This window comes from Sporolactobacillus spathodeae, assembly GCF_016908935.1.
Taxonomy (GTDB): Bacteria; Bacillota; Bacilli; order Bacillales; family Sporolactobacillaceae; genus Sporolactobacillus; species Sporolactobacillus spathodeae.
Genome location: NZ_JAFBEV010000006.1, coordinates 24,402 through 47,564, shown reverse-complemented (window position 1 = coordinate 47,564; position 23,163 = coordinate 24,402). Strand labels below are relative to the sequence as shown.

17 protein-coding genes are annotated in these 23,163 nt (G+C 45.1%); 11 read left to right on the top strand and 6 right to left on the bottom strand.

Annotation, left to right across the window (positions count from 1 at the left end):
- Positions 1 to 195: 195 nt before the first annotated feature.
- Positions 196 to 1,098 (bottom strand): DMT family transporter, encoded by a 903-nt coding sequence (locus tag JOC27_RS04635; RefSeq protein ID WP_205005848.1) that lies wholly within the window; start codon positions 1,096 to 1,098, stop codon positions 196 to 198.
- 298 nt (positions 1,099 to 1,396) lie between these two features.
- Complete coding sequence (locus JOC27_RS04630; protein ID WP_205005847.1) at positions 1,397 to 2,320, bottom strand: aldo/keto reductase; 924 nt, start codon at positions 2,318 to 2,320, stop codon at positions 1,397 to 1,399.
- Between the two features lie 746 nt (positions 2,321 to 3,066).
- Here JOC27_RS04630 and JOC27_RS04625 point away from each other — a divergent pair.
- The 4 genes from JOC27_RS04625 to JOC27_RS04610 all read left to right on the top strand — a co-directional run bounded on the left by JOC27_RS04625 (position 3,067) and on the right by JOC27_RS04610 (position 8,806).
- Complete coding sequence (locus JOC27_RS04625) at positions 3,067 to 5,379, top strand: tetratricopeptide repeat protein (protein ID WP_205005846.1); 2,313 nt, start codon at positions 3,067 to 3,069, stop codon at positions 5,377 to 5,379.
- Between the two features lie 705 nt (positions 5,380 to 6,084).
- On the top strand, positions 6,085 to 6,495 hold the full coding sequence (locus JOC27_RS04620; RefSeq protein WP_205005845.1) for an S-Ena type endospore appendage: 411 nt from the start codon (positions 6,085 to 6,087) through the stop codon (positions 6,493 to 6,495).
- Between the two features lie 124 nt (positions 6,496 to 6,619).
- Positions 6,620 to 7,063, top strand: coding sequence for an S-Ena type endospore appendage (locus tag JOC27_RS04615; RefSeq protein WP_205005844.1), 444 nt, complete (start codon positions 6,620 to 6,622; stop codon positions 7,061 to 7,063).
- A 540-nt stretch (positions 7,064 to 7,603) separates the two neighbouring features.
- On the top strand, positions 7,604 to 8,806 hold the full coding sequence (locus JOC27_RS04610) for a GGDEF domain-containing protein (protein WP_205005843.1): 1,203 nt from the start codon (positions 7,604 to 7,606) through the stop codon (positions 8,804 to 8,806).
- Positions 8,807 to 8,920: 114 nt separating this feature from the next.
- On the opposite strand, the gene JOC27_RS04605 is transcribed toward JOC27_RS04610, so the two are convergent.
- Positions 8,921 to 9,358 carry a C40 family peptidase gene (locus JOC27_RS04605; protein ID WP_205005842.1) on the bottom strand — a complete coding sequence of 146 codons (438 nt, stop codon included), beginning with the start codon at positions 9,356 to 9,358 and terminating at the stop codon, positions 8,921 to 8,923.
- A 279-nt stretch (positions 9,359 to 9,637) separates the two neighbouring features.
- Between JOC27_RS04605 and JOC27_RS04600 the strand changes: the two genes are divergently transcribed.
- From JOC27_RS04600 to murB, 6 genes are all read left to right on the top strand, one after another.
- Positions 9,638 to 10,681 (top strand): agmatine deiminase family protein, encoded by a 1,044-nt coding sequence (locus JOC27_RS04600; protein WP_205005841.1) that lies wholly within the window; start codon positions 9,638 to 9,640, stop codon positions 10,679 to 10,681.
- Complete coding sequence (gene aguB / locus JOC27_RS04595) at positions 10,678 to 11,556, top strand: N-carbamoylputrescine amidase (protein WP_205005840.1); 879 nt, start codon at positions 10,678 to 10,680, stop codon at positions 11,554 to 11,556. Before JOC27_RS04600 ends, aguB begins: the two co-directional genes overlap by 4 nt.
- A gap of 269 nt (positions 11,557 to 11,825) precedes the next feature.
- Positions 11,826 to 12,197, top strand: a complete 372-nt coding sequence (locus JOC27_RS04590) for a response regulator (RefSeq protein ID WP_205005839.1) — start codon at positions 11,826 to 11,828, stop codon at positions 12,195 to 12,197.
- The gene (locus JOC27_RS04585) at positions 12,194 to 12,811 is read left to right on the top strand and encodes a chemotaxis protein CheC (protein WP_205005838.1); all 618 of its coding nucleotides are present in this window, start codon (positions 12,194 to 12,196) and stop codon (positions 12,809 to 12,811) included. The genes JOC27_RS04590 and JOC27_RS04585 overlap by 4 nt, the downstream gene beginning before the upstream one ends.
- 15 nt (positions 12,812 to 12,826) lie before the next feature.
- Positions 12,827 to 13,744: a sensor domain-containing diguanylate cyclase gene (locus tag JOC27_RS04580; RefSeq protein ID WP_239529730.1), complete on the top strand. Its 918-nt coding sequence runs from the start codon at positions 12,827 to 12,829 to the stop codon at positions 13,742 to 13,744.
- A 450-nt stretch (positions 13,745 to 14,194) separates the two neighbouring features.
- The gene (murB, locus tag JOC27_RS04575; RefSeq protein ID WP_205005836.1) at positions 14,195 to 15,112 is read left to right on the top strand and encodes a UDP-N-acetylmuramate dehydrogenase; all 918 of its coding nucleotides are present in this window, start codon (positions 14,195 to 14,197) and stop codon (positions 15,110 to 15,112) included.
- Between the two features lie 257 nt (positions 15,113 to 15,369).
- Here the strand turns inward: murB and JOC27_RS04570 are convergent, their stop codons facing one another.
- The 3 genes from JOC27_RS04570 to JOC27_RS04560 form a co-directional block, all read right to left on the bottom strand.
- Positions 15,370 to 19,092 (bottom strand): GH92 family glycosyl hydrolase, encoded by a 3,723-nt coding sequence (locus JOC27_RS04570; protein ID WP_205005835.1) that lies wholly within the window; start codon positions 19,090 to 19,092, stop codon positions 15,370 to 15,372.
- A 421-nt stretch (positions 19,093 to 19,513) separates the two neighbouring features.
- Complete coding sequence (gene proC, locus JOC27_RS04565; RefSeq protein WP_205005834.1) at positions 19,514 to 20,332, bottom strand: pyrroline-5-carboxylate reductase; 819 nt, start codon at positions 20,330 to 20,332, stop codon at positions 19,514 to 19,516.
- A gap of 73 nt (positions 20,333 to 20,405) precedes the next feature.
- Complete coding sequence (locus JOC27_RS04560; RefSeq protein WP_205005833.1) at positions 20,406 to 21,734, bottom strand: O-antigen ligase family protein; 1,329 nt, start codon at positions 21,732 to 21,734, stop codon at positions 20,406 to 20,408.
- Between the two features lie 305 nt (positions 21,735 to 22,039).
- Between JOC27_RS04560 and JOC27_RS04555 the strand changes: the two genes are divergently transcribed.
- Entirely contained in the window at positions 22,040 to 23,026 is a 987-nt protein-coding gene (locus JOC27_RS04555) for a Gfo/Idh/MocA family protein (RefSeq protein WP_205005832.1), read from the top strand.
- The last annotated feature ends 137 nt before the right edge of the window (positions 23,027 to 23,163 follow it).

Below are 23,163 nucleotides of genomic sequence, written 5' to 3'. Positions count from 1 at the left end.
GCATCAAAAAAAGACGGGATTCATCCACAATGGTGAATGCCGTCTTTGCTATTCTTATCTAAAGGTGCTTTTTAAAGTCTGTTGTTGTTAAACATTTATGGGCTATATGCTCGCTTGACGCGGACGTACCGTGAGCCTCCTCGAACAGACCAAGCATTTTGTGGCTTAGGTTGATTGTGCAGTTATTGTGGAGATTCAGCCTGCCCGTCTCATGATCCGATTTAGCGGTGCAGTGATCTTTATTCCGGTGATCAGCACCATGCTGCTGAGAATAATCAGCATCCCCGCAAATGTGTTAAGTGACAGATGTTCTCTGAGGAAGAGCGCCCCCCAAATAACGCCGTAGACCGAGACAAGGAGCGTAACGCTCAGTGTCTGCGTCGGACCTACTTGACGAATGAGATAAAAATAGATCAGATAGCCGATTGATGTACACAAAATGGCTAGGGCGAGTACGGAAAATAAAAGGACAGGCGATGCGAGCGCCTGAAGATGTCCGCTATCTGGCAGAGAAAAGGGAAGCAGGACGAGCGCGGCGCCGAGCTGTTGACCGATCCCAAGAGTTAATGCCGGTTCTCCGGCAAAATGGGACTTGGCATAGACGCCACCTATTCCGTAGCAGAGCGCAGCCAGCAGAGAAAAAAGTACTGACAAAATAAGCAGCGATGATCCGTTGCCGTGGAAGCCGCCGACGAGAACGGACACGCCAGCAATTCCGAGGAAAATGCCAGCAATCTTCTTAAAGGTGAATTTTTCCTTTAGCCACAGCCGGGCGATGATGACAGCAAATAAAGGCGTCGTCGCATTTAGAATGGACGAGACAGAGGCGGACAAATGCAATTCCGAAGAGGCAATCAGCGTAAAAGGAACCCCTGCGTTGATAGCACCTAAAAGAATATACCGCGGCCAAATTTTTCTGAAGTTCGGCGCCTGGTGGACGGCGTAGGCATAAATGAATAAAAAGAGTCCGGCAAGCAGCACGCGCAATTCGATTAATAGCGAAGGGCCCAGAACAGGTGCGGCGACACGCATAAAGAGAAATGATCCACCCCACAAAGCAGCAAGCAGATTCAATAGCAGAAAATTTTTCAGGCTCATAGATGGGAAGACTCCTTGATTTATTGATCTTTCTATTTTAAGAGTTGATCGGGTGCATAATCAATCATTATTTAATAGGAATCTACTTTGCGTCACGATAAGCATTGGCGAGTTTGGTGAGTTCCGAGTTTCCAAAAGCTGGTTGCTAAGAAGCGCACGGATCAACGGTGTATAGCGAGCCCCGTAAGTGGCAATTGATTTTTTTCTGTATGCAGCCAATAGTCTTCTAATATTTTCAAACACAAAAAAAAACACGGTGGATTTCGAAATTCGCCGCGTTCTCCGTGCAAATATGCCATCAAGGCAATTTATTGCCTGCTGCCAGATAAACCTCGTACCATTCCTGACGTGTCAGTGTGATATCGGCACCTTTTGCCGATTCCGCAACCCGTGTCAGGTTTGTTGTGCCAAGTATTACCTGCATTTCCGCTGGATGGCGCAGAATCCAGGCGACAGCAATTGCATTATTTGTGACCTCATATTTAGCTGCTAATTCATTGACTTTTTTATTCAGTTTCGGGAATTTCGGATTATCGAGGAAGACGCCTTCGAAGAACCCGTATTGGAACGGTGACCATGCCTGAACGGTGATGCCGTGCAGCCGGCAATAATCGAGAATACTGCCGTCACGATCCGATGACGCGTCAACGGTCATGTTGACATTGATGCCTTGGTCCACCATTCCTGTCGCCATAATGCTGAACTGCAACTGATTGACTTCAAACGGCTGTTTCATTGCTTTTTTCAGTAATTCAATTTGTGCTGGATTCTGATTGCTGACGCCGAAGTGGAGCACTTTCCCTTCTTGATGGAGCCGATCAAATGCTTCGGCAACTTCCTCTGGTTCCACCAATGCATCCGGACGGTGCAGCAACAGATAATCGAGATGGTCCGTCTGCAAACGTTTCAGGCTGGCATTCACCGTCTCAAGCAGATGATCCTTTGAAAAATCATAATACGTATATTCCGGGCCATGAACGATGCCACATTTGGTTTGCAGCGTGATTTTATCACGCAAGTCTTTGTGCTTCGCGAGCACCTTGCCGAATTTTTCCTCACAGAGACCGTTGGTGTAGCAGTCGGCGTGGTCAAAGAAAGTAATCCCGTTCTCTAGATCCGCCTCGATCAGCCGTTCGATCTGATCCTCGCTCAGATCTTTGATACGCATGCAGCCCTGGACGACTGCCGGCACTTGATTGCTGCCGATGGTTACATTTTTCATGCCAATCCCTCCATATGTAAAAACGTTTCCAGTAACTATAATAAAACGAAAGATTTTCGAATGAAAGAAATTGGCTTTTCTTTTTTCAGACAATTAAAGAGTTACCAGATCGTGTCACTTAAATAGACATCTTTTTATTTAGCTATGTTTAAATTTAATGTTGTTTTTTCTGACCCAAAGGCAATGTGTGAGACGCCTGCGGGAACAGCGTGCCGGCGAGACCCCGCAGACTTTTGCCTGTACGAGGAGGCTCGCGGTGCGCCCGCGGCAAGCGAACACATGGTAATAAACGATTAAATACAACAAAATATATTAACAAAGCCTTTTATTTAGCTATAAGGGTAATAGAGACTAATCTATTAGACCTAATATATTGGCTTGGGCTATAATTGACATAAAACAACTGGAATTCAGGCGCCCACATTGTCACTATAGAGAACCGAATATTTAATCGCGTGCTCGTTTTTCTTCCTGGCAACAATTTCATTACAGTACGATTAAAAGAAACCGTTGTTTGCAACTTAATAACCGGACAAAAAGTCGCTGGAATCGACGTTTGATACGTTTATTTGTATAAAATAGGTCACCGTTCATAGAAACTGCCAATTTGTGTATGTGATTTGGCGGATACCATTTTTTTTGCAATCTACTAGAATGAAAAGTAGGTTAGCAAACGGATTTATCTTTAGAGGGTAGGTGCGTGCCATCTACTTTCGTATGATTCGATTGGGAAGAGGAGAGACGTTATGGAGAATTTATCAGAAAATCAATTGTTTGATGTTGATCTCGAAAATACGGACGACCAGTCCGAATTAACACTGACTTTTCAGGCGCTTGGCCAACTAGCTTCGCGTAAGATTAAGCGCCATCGTGCAGTTACTGTTCAGATTTATCTGGAACCGGCGCATCAGCTCGTTCATATTGATGAAATACCGGAGACACGTCCTACATACATAAGTGAAGACGGCGACCTTGATTTCGTCCTTGCTATGCGACAGGATCGGATGCAGATCAATATGCCTTATTCCGTTTTCCCAGTCTTGCATTACGGCGATCTCGTTTCGGTGAATGTCGTTCTGGAAAATGAAACAACTGGGGAAGTCCTGAATCATCAGAATCTGACATTGATCGGCACAAAGCGCGGTAGCCTCGACATTTTAACGAATCATGGCATGGAAGTCTATCTGAAAAGCGGTCTGCCCGCAGAAGAACGTTTTGGAAAAGTTGGCTACTGGATCGATCAGAATGCCGATAATCCATCGATTTTGAATAAGGGAATTGAACTGCTGAAGGAGCTTGTGGACATTGGTTCGCTTGACGCGGCAAAGAAAATCCATGAAGTTTACAGTGAGCCGCGTTACGCAGTGGCAAACAACGAGGATGCGGAAAAATGGCTCGATCAGATTGATAACGTCGGTCGTGCTGCTTCGGCAGCTGCTGAAAAGCAAGAAGCTGAGCGTAATCAGCTTCCGGAGCGAATCACTGACGACGCAACGCTTGTCAAATGCGAACAACTGGCGAATAAGGGGAATACAGTCGCTAAATGGCTGATCTATCAGTACTCGTTGACGCAGCAGGGCAGCGCTTATAATAGGACAAAAGCTTTCGCTTTCGTCAAAGAGGCTGCTGAGTCTGGCTCTGCCGAAGCGATCGCCGTTCTTGCGGATGCTTTTGCCCGCAATTATGTCTTCGTTTCACAGGAACAGGTGAAAGATTATTTATCTATTTTAAAAGCGGCGGCGGAAAAGAAGGCGCCTCAGGCGGAATATCTGCTTTTCAAAGCGTTTTATGAAGGAATTTGTCTTGGCGAACGGGTCCCAGTTGATAAGAAAATGGCTTATTATTACCTGTGCTCGTCGGCTGAAGGCGGTCATGTTGACGCAGCCTTGCGTTTATGGACGTTCTTCGAGAATGGCAATGAATTCCTGATGGAAGAATCCGACGCGCTTAAATGGCTAAAAGCAGCGGCTGAACAAGGCGATCCAGCGGCCGAAGCGAGACTCGGCGATCTATATATTGATGGCCGGCTTCTTGAGAAGGATAATGACAAAGGTCTTAGCTATTTGCAGAAAGCGGCGGAGAAACAAAATTGGGAAGCTCAGCTCGTTCTCTTCCAAAGCTATTATAATGGCCGTTATAAAGATATTCTTTTCGAACAGAACAAGAATAAGGCCTTCCATCTTCTCGAACAATTTGCGAGTGAAGGCAATGCTGAGGCCAGTGTTCGGATAATGAACGATTACCTCAATGGAAACGAAATGATGTTGGAGCATCGCGAAGCTATCAATTACTTGAGAAAAGCTGTTGATGACGGTTTCGCGCCTGCGATGTATTTAATTGCTGACCTGCTGCTTGATGGTCTGTATCTGCCACAAGATCTCGAACAGGCAAAAAAACTCTTGAAAGCAGCGGCAAATGCCGGATTTGCTGAAGCACAATTTGCGCTGTATCAATATTACTGCTTCGGTTATAAGACGTTGAAAAACACGCATATCAATAAAGAACGTGCTTATAAGTGGTTGCTGAAAGCCGCAAAGACTCTGGCTGCGGCGCAGTATGAAGTCTGGGTTTTAAGCCGTGACCGTCACTATGCGGATCTCGATGTGAGCGGTCAGGAAGCGCTCGACTATCTGTTCCGCAGTGCTGCCAAACGCTATAGTCCGGCATTATATCGTGTTGGCATGGCATTCGGGCAGGGCGATGTTGTTGAGAAGAATACCGATCGCGGTATCAACTTGATTGAAGAGGCGGCCGCTCGCAATCATCCGGAAGCGATTTTCACATTATCTGAAATTCGGGCATCCGGTTCATTTGCTGGCGAAACGGTCGAGCAAAATGTGGAACAAAGTCTGCATCTGCTGCTCCTTTCTGCGGAACTCGGTTTTGGACCGGCTTGCCAGAAGGTTGGCGAATTGTTTGCCGCCGGTCAGCTTGCGGATGAATCAGAAAAATGGGTGGCAAAAATTATTGAAACAGCCGCGGCAGCGGGTTATGCGGTTAAGGATGGCGCCCATGACGAAGCGGCTGCTACAAAGGCAATTGGGAAAGCGCAGAAATAACAGCCGAGCGGTTTCTTGTAGCACCAAACAGCTGAATGAAGAGATAAAAAATCGAAGCATGTTTTTTGCTTCGATTTTTTTTTAGAGATAAGAAGTATAAGTTTTTCGCAGCGAGGTGCGCTGGCGATTGTGTAAAAAGCGAGCCAAGTGAGCCCCCGCAGAATCTAGCTTGTCTGAGGAGACGCGCGGCGCTCGCGGCAAGCGAGTAGACGGAGCGTAAATGGGCTACGCAAGTTTTTCTCATTAAGCGCTTAGCAGACATCGTCGTCCGTGTCTGAGCAGCATGAGCGGCGAGGATGTGGCTTTTCCTGTTCACAAGGTGTTGGACAAGGGCTTGGTTTTTTATGGCAATGGCAGGGTGTCCATGGCTCCGGAAAATCATGGGAACAGCAAGGCCAGCAGCAAGGATGGCAGGGAACACACACAAAACAAGGACAGCAACAGGAATGGCAATGTTTTACTTTACATTTCTTTAGGCGGTTTCTGCAGCAACAGTTTCCGCATTTCTTGTGACAGTTACAGGACATTTTGTATCCCTCCGGAAATCTTTTAACGTCCTATACTATGTTTGTTTCGCTCCGTTTTTTTGTGCTTTTGTCTGCAAATAGAAAAATGGACGGTTGATCTGTGCAGAAAACCATACAGTCTATGGGTCTGCATCATTAACTAGTAATGAATCATTTAACTTGGAAGGGGACCTTACTGATGGTGGATTATCAGAAACATCATTCCGGCGGTTGGGACTATTATTTTCCGGCAAATGGCGAGGAAAAGATTCGGGAAAATAAAATGGAAACCCAATTAAAAAGCTGCTGGCAAGTTAATAAAAAGGATAAAGAAAGAGTTATCTTTACAGCTCCGAATGAATGCGCGTTGACAGCTTTTGGAACGATCAAGTTTGAATGTGCATCCGATTTGCCGGAAGGCCGTGCGCTTGTAAAATTTTTCAAGGGGCCACCGAATAAGGAATGTCTCGTTGATTGTTTTATCGTTGACGAGGGTAGCAGCTCATCGTTCGTCTTGTCGGATTTTAATTCGATAACGCTAACGCTGCGCAAAGGAATGGCCCCAGCTCAAGGTGAACTGTGCATTAATCCAATCTTCAATGTGGACTGAGCCATTTATCAGCATCTTATCGTAATTGGTTCATTCAATCAGAGCAGCAACCTATACAAAAAACTGTCTTTTGAATTTACTATTATTGCCGTAGAGGCAGTAAGATTCAGGGAGGAATATGTCAATGGGTTGTAAATGTAACAAACATTCTGAGAAGCACTCAGAAGAAAGTAAGAAGGAAATTCACTGCTCTTGTTTTACTTGCGATGGTTCCGATCAAGAACGGGAAGAAACCCAATTAAAAAGTTGCTGGGAAGTGAATACCTTTGATGTCGACAGGGTAATCTTCACAGCCCCAGGGCTCTGCAAGCTGATTGCATCCGGAACCATTAGCTATGAATGTAGCACGGATAACCCTTCAAGTAACATTATCGTTCGATTCTGGAGAGGTGATCCAGCAGTTGGCGGTGTCGTTGTACAGACCCTTCGTGTGGATGAGGGTAGCAGTGTGGCCTTCGTTGCCCAAAACTTTAACGCGATTACAGTTATGGCGCCGACGGCTACTGCTACTGTTCCAGCACGTGGTGAACTCTGCATCACGCCTAACTTTAAACTTCCGTCCTGCTAAAGAAACTTGCACGGCAATTCACGAGGGCTTAAAAAATAGTTAAGATGACAGATAGCGATCTGCGGGGGAGTTCATCCCCCGTTTTTTGTGTGCGTTAAGATTGTATAAGATTTAAGAGAAACTAAAAATAGAGACTTAAGATGCGCCATCGTTCAGAGAACTTCAGCCCCCGCGGCAAGCGAGCAACTGAAGTGTGGGCAAGATAAGTCTGACGATCAAAAGTCGCATTCTGATGGACAGCCTAGTTTTTCTCCTATTCGGATTCGTAAAGAAATCGATAGTTTGGCAATAGAATGAAAATCGACGCAACTTGCACTTTTTATGGTAAAATGGTGACAATTTTAGCACTGAAAATGAGATAATAAATGTCGATATATCATTTTTTTCATTCAATTTTATTGTCTTCTTCATACTTTTCAGGGTCCTGAAAGAATGACCAGGGGCCAGGTATCACCCGCTGTTTGATGAATCCGGCGATCAATTAGCCAGGAAACAGCTCAGCGATAAGTAAACACACTGTCTCAAGGTGGTTATTGACTCATGTTGGATGTGCGAACTTTTCTGGTTGTTCTCTCATCAAGTGATTTACTCATGGCATTTCTTATTTTTGCTTATTGGACTGGTCATCAGCGTGATCGCGTCCTTCGCCAGTTCTTCATTTCTAAATGCTTATTTGCATTAACCTGGATTTTCTATCTTTTTGTACGAAATAGTGACAAAGTGTCGATCTTATGGGTGGTTAATACGCTGCTTTTTATTGGCGCTTATCTTGAGATTACCGCTTTTTTGAAATTGATTCATTGCTATCGCCGATTGATGCGGCGACTCTACTTACTCTTACTTGGTGCTGGCTTGGCAACTTTCCTGTGGATCTTGAGGCTGGATCAGCAGTCGGATGTATTGCTCGCTTATTTTTCAGCAGGATTTGGCAGCTTTGTCGTGGCTCCAGCCTTTTATTTGAGAAAAAAAAGAAAAGAATCTCCGCTTATCCGTGTCATGAGCTTTTTCTTTCTAATCATTGTTGTTTGTTCCGGGACAATTGCATGTCTTGACGTGCTTCGTAATATGTCGCTAATCGCCTTGCGTCCTGAATGGATGCGCGTAATCTCTCTGTTTGGCATCTATCTTGGCTTTTTTCTTAGCAATACCGGATTTATCATGATTAAAAATGAAATGGTTGCATTGAAATTGACGCGTCAAGCGACGATTGATTATTTGACACAAGCGTTGAATCGACGTGCCTTCTTTGAACGTACAGTGAAGCACCTGCAGCGCTGCAAACGCACCCATGCACCGCTTTCTTTTCTGTTGTTCGATATCGATAATTTTAAAGCAGTCAATGATACTTATGGTCATGAAATTGGCGATCTCGTGCTCAAGGATCTTGCAAATCGAATTTATTCATTGATAAGTGGGGAAATGATTTTCAGTCGATTCGGCGGCGATGAATTTTGCCTGTTGCTGCCGGGGGCAGATGAAGAGATGTCCGGTATATTCGCGGAAAAAATGAGAGAGACTGTCTCTCACGCCATTATCCGGATGGGAAACGGTACCTTGAGTTATTCGATCAGTATTGGTCTACTAACCTTGATGCCAGACGCGGAAACGACTATTGAATCCTTGTATGTTTCCTGTGATGCAGCGCTCTATGAGGCGAAACGGAACGGAAAAAACAAAGTTTTTCGAGGCCATTATGAAGCAGCAGCAACGCTTGCTGATTCGCTGATTGAATTAAAAGAATGAAAAGAAAAGCAGCGACACATCGTACACGTTTGCTTAAAAGGAAGGCATACTAACCAAGAAAAGACGTGAGACATTCGCAGTAAATGATAAATGGCTATTGGCACAAATTGATTATCATAGGATGCGACGAGCGGTTATGTATTTTGACTTCCAGTAATGCGCGGTTGACCCAGTAAAAATACCGGTTTGTCTTACACCACTATACTCCGCGTCAATCATCCGTCCGTTGCCAGTATAAATACCGACATGACTGATGACGCCTCTCCGTCCTGTTGCGAAAAAGACGAGATCGCCTGCTCGTAAATTAGATATCCTGACTGGCTTTCCAACTCTCGCTTGCTGACGCGACGTGCGCGGCAGACGAATGCCGACAGAGCCATAAACTTTGCGGGTAAGCGCGGAACAATCGGTGCTGCCGTACATATACCGCTCATGATGAGTCATCGCGAGTTGGACAATTCTCGAACCGGAAACCGAGTTCGCATGTCCTGTATTCAGTGACGTTGCAAAGAGCACACAGACAATTCCGCAAGAAATAAGCCATTTTTTCATTTCAGTCTTTACCTCGCTCCGCCAAAAGTCGCCAATAATTTTTTTGTTTCCTATGTATCATTTCTTATTCGACTTTATTATTGTACAATTCTAACATTTCGACTTTGTTACTGGATAATGACTAAATGATTAAAAAAAGAAAGATTAATGTAATATAAATGAAATAAAACGAGATTGAGAAATGATTTTGCTTCTGAGCAGAAATCCGTTATTCTTAAGGAAGAAATTTAAATCGTTCGCGCCTCGATGTTAGGCGGAAAGACGGAGGCTTTAACAGAAATGGTTCCTTCAGTGTTACATTTTCGAATGCCGGCAGAATGGGAACGTCACGCGTGTACATTCATCGCTTGGCCGGTTAGAGGTTCGATGTGTTTTCCAGAGAATTACCGACAGGTCGCAACGGGCTATTCACAATTTGCTTCCGCTATCGCTGAATTTGAGCCAGTAACGATCCTTGCTAATCCAGAAGAGGCAGGTACGCTGGAGAAAATTTATCAGGGGAAAAATGTTCGGGTTTTGTCAATGGCACATGATGATTCGTGGTTTCGGGATAATGGGCCAACTTTTCTTGTTGCTGCAGATGGACAAGTGGGCGGAATTAATTGGCGCTTCAACGCATGGGGCGAGAAATATACACCGTATGATCGTGATGATCGGCTGGCGGGTATGTTACTGGATAGCTTCAATCTGCCCCGCTTTAATGCGCCGCTCGTTCTTGAAGGCGGTTCAATCCATGTGGATGGTGAAGGCACATTGCTGACGACGGAGCAATGCCTACTTAATCCGAATCGCAATCCTAAAGAGTCACGAGAGACGATCAGTGCGTTATTAAAGGATTATTTGGCTATCCGTCAGATCATCTGGCTGAAAAAAGGGCTGAGCGGCGATGAAACCGATGGCCATGTGGATAATTTGGCTTGCTTTGCAGCACCGGGTAAAGTATTGATTCAAGTTTGCGAAGACCCAAGCGATGAAAACTATACGGTGACCCAGGAAAATTTGGCAATACTGGAACAAACCGTCGATGCAGCCGGGCGCAAACTCGAAGTGATTCCCGTGCAACAGCCGCCGGCCCGCTATTACCGAGGCAAGCGTCTGACTTTAAGCTATATGAATTTTTATCTGGTGAATGATGGCCTAATACTGCCTGTATTTGGCGGCGAGGCGGCGGAGACGGATCAAGCTGCATGCGATATTTTGAGTCGCACGTTTCCAAATCGCCGGATTCGGACGATAGACGGTACGGCAATCATTTCAGAAGGCGGCAATGTGCATTGTGCGACACAGCAATTGCCTGCTGGCAAAGGAGGAAATAAGCGTTGAGAAAGGTTACAGTCGCGGCGACACAAATGCGCTGCTCTTGGTCACTTGACGAGAACTTGAAACGGGCGGAGAAACTTATCCGCACAGCATCGGGACTAGGTGCCCAAATTATCTTGCTGCAGGAATTATTTGAGACACCGTATTTCTGTCAGAAGGAGAAAGTTGACTATTATAAGTTGGCCTGCGATCGGGATTCAAACCAGGCCATTGCCTATTTCCAGCCGATTGCTAAAGAACTTCAAGTGGTGCTGCCGATCAGCTTTTATGAGAAGAAGAACAATGCGTTGTACAATTCAATCGCGGTGATTGATGCGGATGGAACGGTACTTGGCGTCTATCGAAAAAGCCACATCCCGGACGGACCGGGTTATGAGGAGAAATTCTACTTCAATCCAGGCGATACCGGTTTTAAAGTCTGGGAAACCCGCTATGGAAAAATCGGCGTCGGTATCTGCTGGGATCAGTGGTTTCCTGAATCGGCGCGCTGCATGGCGTTAATGGGCGCTGAATTATTATTCTATCCGACGGCAATTGGGTCAGAGCCATACGATTCATCGATTGATTCGAAGCAGCATTGGCAGACCTGCATGCTTGGTCATGCAGCATCGAATCTGATTCCGGTTATTGCCTCGAACCGAATTGGCGCTGAGTCGGACGATGATTCATCAATTACCTTTTACGGTTCCTCCTTTATTGCCGGACCACAAGGAAACTTGCTTCAGGAAGCTGGGCGAACGGATGAAGAAATTCTGGTTGAAACTTTTGATTTAGATGCATTGGCGCTTCAGCGGATGGAGTGGGGGATCTTCCGCGATCGCCGCCCAGATTTATATGGCATTTTAACGTCCTACGATGGCCAAAACAAATTGCGTTGAATCCGGATGTGTCAGTCAACATGAAAAAAAACTTGCAGTGGGCATGGTTTAATTTATGTCGACCTCAGCAACCAATGTAAAACTCTGGAAAAAATAGCAACTCATTGACTGGATCTCTTTATTTAAAACGATTTATTCTGTGCTTTCATAGGTGATTCATGTATAATTAAATCAATTGCTGTGACTTTAGTCATGAGGCATTCGGTTGCTTTATACTTTCGCAAGTGGCGGAAACGCCGTATAGCCATTATTGGAAAAGTGGTGATAGAATGATGAATATACTTATTGTCGACGACTCGAGGTTTTCCCAGAAGGTGACATCCGGTCTGATCAAACAGTTCATTCCTGATGCTGTTCAGCATTTTGCTGATGATGGTTTGGAAGGACTCGAGAAGTATAAAGAGATTAAGCCGGATTTTATGATTATTGATCTTCTTATGCCTAAATTACGCGGTCAGGATCTTATTGAGGAAGTAAAGAAGATTGACATTGATGCAAAAATTATTGTTCTTTCTGCCGACGTGCAGCATAAAGTACGCGAAGTGATAGATAAAATGGGTGTTTTGACTTTCATAAATAAACCTCTGAATGAAGAAAAGGCGAAAACGATAGCAAACCTCATAAGGAATGATGCCCAATGAGCGCGAATTTAAATAAAGAAGATGTGCTGAAAGAATTGTTTAATATCGGGGTCGGTCAAGCAGCTAGCACACTTTCCGAGATTATTGACAAAAAAATTGTGCTCAAGGTTCCGGACGTCAAAATCCTTAATTTGCAAGAGGGGAAAAAAGAACTTGATGCGTTCTTGCAAAATGTTGCCGCTGGCGCGGTGATGGTCTCATCGATTTCATTTGATCGTCAGCTTCAAGGAAGGATCAGCCTGGTTTTTCCAGCTGAGAAAATGCATCGTTTTATTGATCTCTGCTTGCATGAAGAACATGACACGGATGCGGTTATGGATTTTACTGATATCGATTTTGACACCATTAAAGAAATCGGAAATATTCTCATGAACGCGATTATCGGGGAACTCAGCAATAATATTCATATTCCTGTTGAATACACGCTTCCTGAGGTAGGTATTTTGGATAACGCTCGTGCCGAGGCTTTTGTCAATGAAGAGGCCTATCATCTCGTTGTCCTGATGTACATTTCATTTGATATTGAAGGTACTGAAATTGAGGGAGCAATAGTCATAAACATGACACTGAAGTCGCTGGATGACGTAATGGATACCATTGAGAATTGGTTATAAGGGAAGATGCTTGATATGGACTCAATTATGCAAAGCGTGCTGAGCTACATAAACGAGGGAATTGTCATTCTGAATACCGATCGGACCATTACATACTGGAATCCGTTTATGGAGAAAATAACGGGTAAGAAGCAGGATCAGGTAATGGGGCGAAATATCAATGAAGTGATTCCCCATCTGAGTTACCGTTTCTTTGATCGAGCTGTTGAGCGATTGATTGCTGACGGAACGCCCGCCTTTTTCTCTGCGGCGATGCACCGACAAATGATAGATTCCGAGCAGAAAGTCAATCTGAAAATGAACCGATTAAAAGAGGGTTCTAATATTGCAATTCTGCTTGAGTTCATTGATGTGACCAATCAGTTTTTGCGTATTGATCAGCTGCGTGATGCCGTCAGGCAATTATCCAGTTTAAACAATGAACTGAAGCAGAAAGAAAAGGTTATCGAGAAGCTAGCCTATTATGATCAACTGACGGGTGTGGCAAATCGGGCGCTGTTTGAGCGTTATGCGGAAAAATATATCAAACACGCAAAGGCGAGCGACCAGATGCTCGGACTGATGTTTGTCGACGTGAATGAGTTCAAATCAATTAATGATACATATGGCCACAATACCGGGGATAAGGTGATGACCCGAGTGGCCAGTATGTTGACGGAATCGATCCGGAAAGAGGATATTGTCTGTCGTTATGGCGGTGATGAATTTCTTGTTTTGCTTCCGGATATCGGATCGTATGAAAACTATTGGGCGATTCGAAAAAGGCTTAAAGAACTTGCGGATGGGCGAATTATTCAAGATGGGCTTGAAATCGTATTGTCGCTTAGCATCGGTGTTAGTTTTTTCCCGGATGATGGAGAAACAATCGAAGAGTTGGTGCAAAAAGCCGATCAATTTATGTATGCGAATAAGAATACTTATCGATCCAGATAACTAATTAAATGTCTCTGTTTGAGTTTATTGTTGTTTTTCCGACAAAATGTCGATGCGCTCAGGCTCTCGCTGTACGCGCGGCAAATAAAGGGTTAAAAGCAACAGCAGAGCCAATAAAGTAAAAGCTTTAAGGCGGATTCTACACTCAGCGTGCACAGAATCCGTCTTTTTTTAATTGAACGATTATACAATGCAGTCTTTCGATGGTGACGGAATTTGCTTGACATCGGCCGGAAGGAATGGCATAAATTATTAATGCGGAGAAAAGGTGTTCTGTGAACAGAGCGGCACTTCAGTAGCTTGTTCGCCCTCTAGCTAGATTATCTGCGAAGCTTTCCGTTACGACTCAATTGCAATTTTTGTGCAACAGCCGGTTCTGAATACACTTGGCTGTTTTGCTCGGGCAGAACGGGAGGGAATTTTTTATTATGATAGGTTTGAGGATGAAGAATGATTAATGATACCATTTATCACACAATAATAACAATGCTTGCGTCTCGTGACCAAATTCGAAAAGATGAACCGCTAAGTGCTTACACGTTTACACATACAGGTGGAAAAGCGGATCTATTCGTTCAGCCGCAGCGATTTGTTGAAGTGCAGCAAATCGTTGCATACGCAGCAGCAAATGAATTACCTGTCACCATTCTTGGAAGAGGATCGAATCTGATTATCCGTGATGGCGGGATTCGCGGAATTGTGATTGATTTAAACCGTATGACCCAAATGACGCGTGAAGGCAACGCCATTACGGCACAATGTGGGGCAGCGATAATTGATGTCTCGCGCTACGCGTTAACTTGTGGCCTGACCGGTCTGGAATTCGCTTGTGGGATTCCCGGTTCAGTCGGTGGTGCGCTTTACATGAATGCGGGTGCTTATGGCGGTGAAACTTCTGAGGTGCTTAGCAGCGCACTTGTTTTGGATCGAAGTGGCAATCTGAGGACCCTTAGTCGTGGCGAACTGGATATGGGGTATCGAAGCAGCGCCATTTCGAAGAACGGCTATCTTGCACTTGAAGGCACCTTTGAACTCGTGCCGGGCGATAAAGATGCTATCAAAGCGGAGATGGATCACTTGACTGAATTGCGGGAAATGAAACAACCGCTGGAATTTCCGTCTTGTGGCAGTGTTTTTAAGCGTCCACCCGGACATTTCGCGGGAAAATTGATACAGGACAGCGGTCTCCAAGGCGTAAGAATCGGCGGCGTCGAGGTATCCACGAAGCATGCCGGATTCATGGTCAACGTTGATCATGGGACGGCGACCGATTACATTAATCTCATTCATCATGTACAGAAAACGGTCAAGGAAAAGTTTCATGTCGACCTTGAGACCGAGGTTCGGATTATTGGTGAAGATAAATAAAGAACCGTTCTTTCCGGATGCCATTCGGAAAGAACGGTTCTATTTTTTAGAAGAAAGTTAAGGCTTTTTGCGGAGATAAGAAAGCATAAAAATTTTGCAAAAAAATGCAGCGCAGGTGCTCTGGCGCCTTGCGGGTAAGGCGAGCCAAGTAGCCCCCGCAGATTCTAGCTTGTCTGAGGAAACGCGCGGCGCCCGCGCCAAGTGAGTAGCCGAAGCACAATTGTTGCCGAAAAAGACAAGGCGTAATCAAGTTTATCTCATTGAACGAGCAGGTTTATTAAGGCATGACCGTCCGCTGAAAGCTGACCGCGAACAGTCGATGTCGTTCCTGTTGCGTTGACAAATGAATCAATGGTGCGCACATAAATTTGCAGATAACTGATTGCAGAGGGAATATCCTGCGCCTGATAGGCGGATTCTGCCTTATTAATCAGAGATAACAGAGAAGCCGTTTGATTCTCAGACAAATCGTTTCGTTCAAATTGGCGAATCAGATTGCGTTCCACCTGATTAAATGCAGGAACAATTCCGTTATAACCCAACAGTTGGATGGAACCGAGCGAAAGCGCGTGATTATCTGAATGATCGATAATTGTTAATCGATAATAACGGAAAGGCTGCGGATCCTTAATCAGAAAAGCACGAGTCATCAGGCGCCAAGAAAAGCGCTCGTTTTTTCGCGTATCAATCGGATGCCAAGTTTTTCCATCCGTGGATCCATAAAGAATCCAGCTTTTCGGATCACTTGTCCCTGAATTCTCAGAGGACGTCAGTGTATACATGCGGATTAAAGGTGACTGGCTGGAGAAATCAGCCTGGATGATTGCGTCTGTCGAATCACCGCGAACGGTATTGATTTCCGAGAGAAAATCAGTGTGTAACTTTCCGTTTGTTGTCAATTTTATTTTATCCGTGCGGATCAAGTCTTCTAGCGGCTTCGGATAAAAGCTAGATCCGTTGGTCGAAACAGGTGTCAGTGAATTTGGCAGCTGATTGCTTCCCGTTCCCCAGTTGGATGGGCGTTCGCCCATCACGAACAACAATGTTCCGCCTTTTTTCAGCATCGATTGCGAGATACTGCTGTTAGAATAGGTTTGATTATTGAAAATGACCGACTGGATATAACGATTACGATTGCTAACCGCTGGTGCTTTAATTGTTAAATTTCGTCCATTTTCAAGATGAATCGTCATTTCTTTAAAAAATGGAGCATTCAACACATAATTGCCGCTTCCCTTTTGCAATGGATAAATACCAGCAGCGGCGAAAATGTAGAAGGATGAGAGCATCGCGTCTGTGTCACTGCCAAGATAGCCCTGACCGATATCGCTGCCCGTATAAAAACGATTGAGCAATTCACGCACCATGGTTTGCGTTTTATCCGGCTGCTTAGCAAAAAGGTACATATAAGCAAGAGATGGAGAATCAGGACTGGACAATGTAAACGATCCAAGGCCGCCGCTGAAGGCTTCTCTTGCTGCCTCTTTTTTGCTTAATTCATTGATGGTTGGCGTGGCAGTGATCCATTGATTCAATTTCGCAGCGAGGCCGCGTTGACCACCGTATCGATTCGCCAGTCCCTGTCCATCCTGAGGTACAGCAAATGCTAGGCGCCAACTCCGATTTTGCAGCTGAGGATTGGCATCATTCAGCGCTTGTGACGGGGCGAGCAGGCTGTTTCGACCAGAATGCGGTTTGTTTGTCAGCATTGTTGGAACATCGAATAAATGAATATAATTCTGGGCCTGCTTTAAGTAGAAGGCAGAATCATCCGCGTACGAAGAAGCGTTGCTGCCTTTAGCGAGTGAGGCAGCAAGTTCGCCGAGTGCATAATCTCTCTGACAATCCGCAAGCAGACGTGAAGCCGACTGACTGCCGGCAAGGGTCAGTTCACCGTTGAAAAGTAGATTGTTCGTGTTTTTTTGACCAAACGTCTGCATCGGGGGCATCCGATTCGATGCGCTTTTTAGAACTTGATCATACACGGATTTGGCATTTAAGCCGGGAATTGCGTTTTGCACCGCATCTGCCAACGTCATTTCGGCATATGGCGCTTCAGACGCAGAGATTAATGAGTCGTCTTTAGTCATATCCCGCAAATAGCTGTTCAGAATTTTACCTGTGCGTTTTGGCTCGAGCAGTTCATAGGCGGGCCATACGGTTTGCGCCGTGTATTGAAAATTACCTGAATTATAGTTCATTCCTTTGCGAATCCGTGCACCAGTCTGCAGCGGTCCATTGGCTGTTTTCAGTGGTGCGGCAAGATCTGCATACTGATAAATCGGTTTCTTTGCCGTGCCTGTATTTTCGCTTGTACTGTTCGGACTCAGGTAAAGCCGATAGAGATTGGAATACAAGGTTGTCTGCTGCAGGGCAGTTGCTCCTTTGACAGTAATTCTCTTGAGTCGTTTGTTCCAGGCGTCCGCCGCTTCTTTGCTCGCTTTTTGAAAGGATACCTTCGATCCTACTTCTAAATTAAGGTTTTTACGGGCTTGGTTAACGCTAATCAGCGAACTAGCGATGCGCAAAGTTACCGTTTTGTGAACGGAGGTGTCGAATTTGTAGAATCCTGTCACTTTATCGCGGTCTTGTCCATAAAGGTGCCCTTGATCGATAACGGGCTGATCGACGGTTCCGTAGAAATAGAGCCGAGCAGATTCACCGGTTTTTCCATTGGTGACATCTGAGTAACCATAGAGCTCTTTTCTATTCGGCGAAAGTGATAAGTGACCATTCTTATCAATATTATCGAAAATCAGGTTGCTACTGTTTCCCTTAAAGGTAAAGCGGAGAATTGCAGAATGACTGAGCGCGGTCATTTCTGCCTGAATGCCATTTAAAAAGGAAACTTTATAAAGATTTGGCTGCGCTGTTTCGCTCATGTGCGAATAGGCTAAGCTGCGATTCAGCCTGCTCGCGCTTGGCGTTCCACTGAAGTCCGAAGGCATCACTTGAAACGATTGACGGTCGCCATCGGTAGCATTAGCAGAATGGCTGAGTGAGAAGGACTGAATCATCGGCTGGTTGCTCGGATTATTATTTTGTTGATAGGGATAGAAATGGTTGGCGGAACTGCTGTCGATTGCCGGCGACCAGTAAGCGAATCCGTTGGGGACACCGACAGCAGGAACTGTATTTCCGCGGTAAAGCTTGCTGCTCGATGCTGTGCCACGCAGGATATTCACAGAGTCAACGGGTGCGGCAGCTGTTGCTTGATTGGCAAGCGAGATGGATAAATCGTCCAATGCGCCGCGAAATGAACCGGAAGATTGGCTCGCCCTGTAGGATAGCAAGATTCCTGTAATTGTTTTACCGCCAACGGTCTGACCGATTGCCACAGATTTGTGATTCCATTGATTGGTTATTAACGTTCCGGATGCTCCTTGAGCACTCGGTGTGATTGAAAAGCCGTCTTGGTCGGTAACGTTTTTATATTGGTGGAGATAGGTTCCATCGGAAAATGCGAGATCGATTGAAACGTTCGACGCACGAGCCGATGTCTGTTTGTCTGAGACGAGCGGCGCGATATAATAGGAAAGCACGCTGTTTTTTTTAACTTGGATTCGGGTGTGGAAGAGTGCGGTTCGGACGTCGCGCTTTTTTCCCTTGCCGATGGTTCCTGAATAGTAGAGGACTTTTTTACCCGTCCATCCGAAGCGCGCAGTGGTATGATAAATTTCTGTTGGTCCGTTTGCTACGGTGGTTTTCAAACCAGCGATACGTGTTCCGCGATCCGTCCAATAGATATCAGCCCCTTCGCTACTGACACGCTTGCTTTTTAGAGGCAAAGCTTGTCCCTTTTCAAAAGATGTAGCGAAAGCGGTGGCTGCTATTTCAGAGTGACTCTCGGCTCGGGCTTGAGTCAGTGGCAAAATGGGTGCAATGAGGACAAAGCAAAGGAAAAAATGGAAAGCGGCTATCATTTGCTTGTTCTTCATCAGCGAGGCATCCTTTCGCGACTCAGAATGATGTCTTTTCATGGTGAACGCACTCCCGGCGAAAAGGGTCTGATTTCGACCCACTTGTGTAAGAGCTCTATTTTTTATTATAACGAATATATAGGTTGCATGAAATAGAGCAGAAGGAAAACGCTTTTCAGCTGCCTTCCGATCTGCAAAAAATGCAAAAAAATATGCGATAAGAATGCCGGTGAGCATTCTATCGCAAACGAGTAAATGATGGTTTCCTAAATTAAGATCGAACATCTCAACTTAAGGTTAACTGCAACAGAAGGTGTGTTAAAGCTTACTCACTTATCTTAGCATTTTAGATAAAGCATTCAATGATTGTGTTATATAATCTGACACGCTATTTTTGCTTGAATCGAATATTGCATAACTTTTGCTAGAATCCTGACATAATAAGCTAGCTTTGCCGCATGCAGCTGAGACAAACGCTGTATTAGTGTTTGAACGGCTGACTCATTTCTCCTGCTCGGCGGATGGCTTGATGCACGCAGGCGATGATCGCGTCTTTTGTTTCATGCTGGTCCAATGTATCAAGACCTGCCTGAGTGGTGCCACCTGGCGTAGCAACGGCTTTAAGCAGCTGCCGCGCAGACTTGCCTGAATGGTTCAGCAGGTGAGCTGCGCCTTTTATTGTTTGCTGAACAAGCGCGGCAGAAGCTTCTGAAGAGAGGCCTTCTCGAATACCTGCTTCTTCCATGGCTTCAGCAAGATAATAAAGATAAGCAGGTCCGCTTCCTGCCAGACCGGCAATAATATCGATTTCTTGTTCGGCGACAACTGTTACTGTTCCGACAGCCTCAAAAAGACGTTGGGCAAGTGCAAGATTATCGTCGGACACATTTGCATTAGCGGCCATACCGGTAGCTGAAAGACCATTTGATGCTGATGTATTTGGCATGGCACGAACGATTTGCAGCGACTTTCCGGCAATTTCTTCAATATAAGCTGATGGAACGCCGACCATTAATGAGATCACGAGCTGTTCGTTGGTCAGCTGATCTTTTATCTCTGCAAGCGCATCGCGCGCATTTCCTGGTCTGAAGGCGAGAAAAACTGCATCGGCCTGGCGTAGTACATCCGTCTTATCTGGTGTGGCATTCACCTGATAGGTCTTTGATAAATAAGTTAGCTTGTCCTTATTCGAATGATTCGTCATCCAAATGGACTGGGGCGGACAAAATGGCTTGGCTAGGATCCCTTTAACAAGTGATTCAGCCAGTTCCCCAGCACCGATAAATGCGATTTTTGTCATTTATGAATTCCTCCTGATGCGTTCAATAGATCTATTATACGCTTACGAACCTCGGATTCATCGCTTTGAAACGTTAATATTTTTCCAAGCTTTCGGCTTTTTTTGCCATTTGGATGTGAGCGGTCAAAGCGAGTGCCGGACTTTTCTTGTTTTCTGCTTTCGCCTTAAACCGATGAAAAAGCTGCGGCATAAGAATGGAATGCACACTTTTCAACCAGCCCTTTTGGCGCAGATAGTTGATCCAGAAAGCAGAGAGAGCCAGCACGACGAGCATCACTTGTGGCGATGACAACGTAAAGTCCATAATTCCGTATTCGATGATTGTCGGCAGGGCGAATAGAAACAACGTTGCTCGATAACGATGCCGTTTATCCTGAATGAATGATCGTATCAGATAATAGGCACTAAGCAGAATCAGTGCTGTAAAGAAAAGGCCGCAGATAACCCCAGATGACGCGAATACGGCGAGAAAAAGGTTATGCGGATGTGACTGACTGCTGCTGGCAAATTGTTCATAGGCATCCGGAAAGCCAAGCGGTGTGGCGCCAAACAACGGATGCTGCCAAAAAACATAAATACTGTTTTTCCAAATATCAAGACGCGTCGAGAACGACATTTCTGTTGAGCTCGACCGAGGCATCCAATGAAAAATAAAAGGCAGCAACAAAACAGTCAGCCCAGTGAATCCGGCGAATGCCCATTTGTTATAAAGAAGTAGAAACATCAAATGCAGAACGAGCATAATGATGAAACCAGCGCGTGATCCCGTTTGATAGATACCGAAATCAATAACCACAAGCATCAGCAGCATGCGTCGTACGGCTTGTGTGTTTCTTAAACGAATCACCCGCAGAATCTCAACAAGCAGGAAAGACAACGACAAGATAAGCAAATAGCAGGCGTAATTCGGATTATATGCTGAACCAAAAAGGCGATCATACTTTGTAAAGCCAAGCAGCAGATTTCCTGTGAAGAAAGAGATGACATCAGGAATTTTAATAAAATGATTAATCACAGCAAAAACTTTATCAGAAATGACCTCATACAGTCCGCCGAAAATCACGACCCATAGATAGCGACGCAGGCGCAGGCGCTCGATATGATGAAATAAATAAAGATAGATTCCGTAAAACGCTGCAATCATCGGCACGGACAAAAAGTTTAGCAACTTCCAGGAAGTCAGGGCGGAGCCTGCGGCAGCGATGGCAGTGAGCATAAAAAGCATGCCGACCGGGTCAAAGGTCCATTTCTCTTTTGATTTTAGCATGTGTATCACGTGCATCACGCCGAAAGCGAGTAGCCAAGCCATTCCCACAGGAGGAAGGACGTAAATTAATACAAAAGCCCAAACTAAAGGTTGTTTCTTTATATTCAAGATAATATTTTTATAGATCGCGTTCATTCAACTCACTCCTCTGAGCGCATATGAATAGGTAAAACATTCATTTAGCTTCATCATTTTATATTAAAGAAAACATACAGCGGCAGTTGTGGGTAAATTTCTATATTATTTACAGCGTCTTAACGAATTTTGCCAGAGCTGAACAATTACCCCGTATCCGCAGCGACAAGCCACTTTGCTTCATCTATACTTTTTCTATGTTATTTGGAGAAAATTTTTCTAGCTAATTTGAGTGCTCGTCTATTCTACCATATTTATCTTGGTATAATGAAGCCAGAAAGAAAGTCTGGAGGCGATTAGATTTAATGAAGCTGGCAACGATTGGAACAAGCAAAATAACGGAATCATTTCTTAGGTCGGTAGCGGCAACAGGACGGATGACTTTTGTCGGTGCTTATTCACGATCAGAGGAGAAGGCACGTGCCTTTGCACAGAAAAATGGTGGACAGCTCTGGTTTTCATCACTTGAAGCGCTCGCCGGTTCGCCGGATGTGGATGTTGTTTACATTGCGTCTCCCAACACGCTCCATCATCGTCAGGTCTGTCAGATGCTTGCTGGCGGCAAACATGTGATCTGCGAGAAACCGATCGTTGTGACTCGAAAGGAATTTGACGAAGCTTTTCGCTTAGCGGATGAGCAGGGTGTCTTTCTTTTCGAGGCGATTCGCAACATTCAAACGCCGGTTTTCAAGACCCTGCAGGCGAATCTTGCGCAAGCGGGCCAAATACGTTCCGCTGTTTTAGAACTTGTCCAATATTCTTCTCGATACGACAGTTTTCTGAAGGGTACGATTACCAATATCTTCTCGCCAGAATTTGCTGGTGGGGCACTCGAAGACTTAGGTGTTTATACAATTTATCCGGTGATTGCACTTTTCGGCTCACCACTTGAAGCCCATTACTATCCGGTGAAACTATCAAACGGTATCGACGGCAGCGGAACGCTGATCCTTCGGTACGATCAGTTCGTCTGTACGCTGCTCTGTTCGAAAATTGCACATTCATCGGCGCCTTCAGAGATTCATGGAGAGAAGGGGACTTGGCGAATTAATAACCCTTCGGATATTCACCAACTGGAATGGATCGATGCCCATACAAAAGAGGTACAGCCTGTCGCATCATGCTGTGTGCCTGATGATAAGGTTTTTGAAATTGCCAATTTCGCGGATATTATTGCGCGTCATGACCAAGGGGCTTATGAACACTTGAAGCAGCTCAGCAGCAACGTTCTAAGCGTCATGGAGCACGTACGCAAGGAAAATGGGATTATTTTCCCGAATGACGAGCAATAATGTCAAAAATGATCGACATCGAATCGGAAAACAACTCGATACTTTAGCGGCAAGCGAGCGATCGGAGCACATTTGTTGAATTTAAGAACCAGTATTTTGCTGGATTTGTATTGATGGCTTTGTCGTTCGTGAATCTT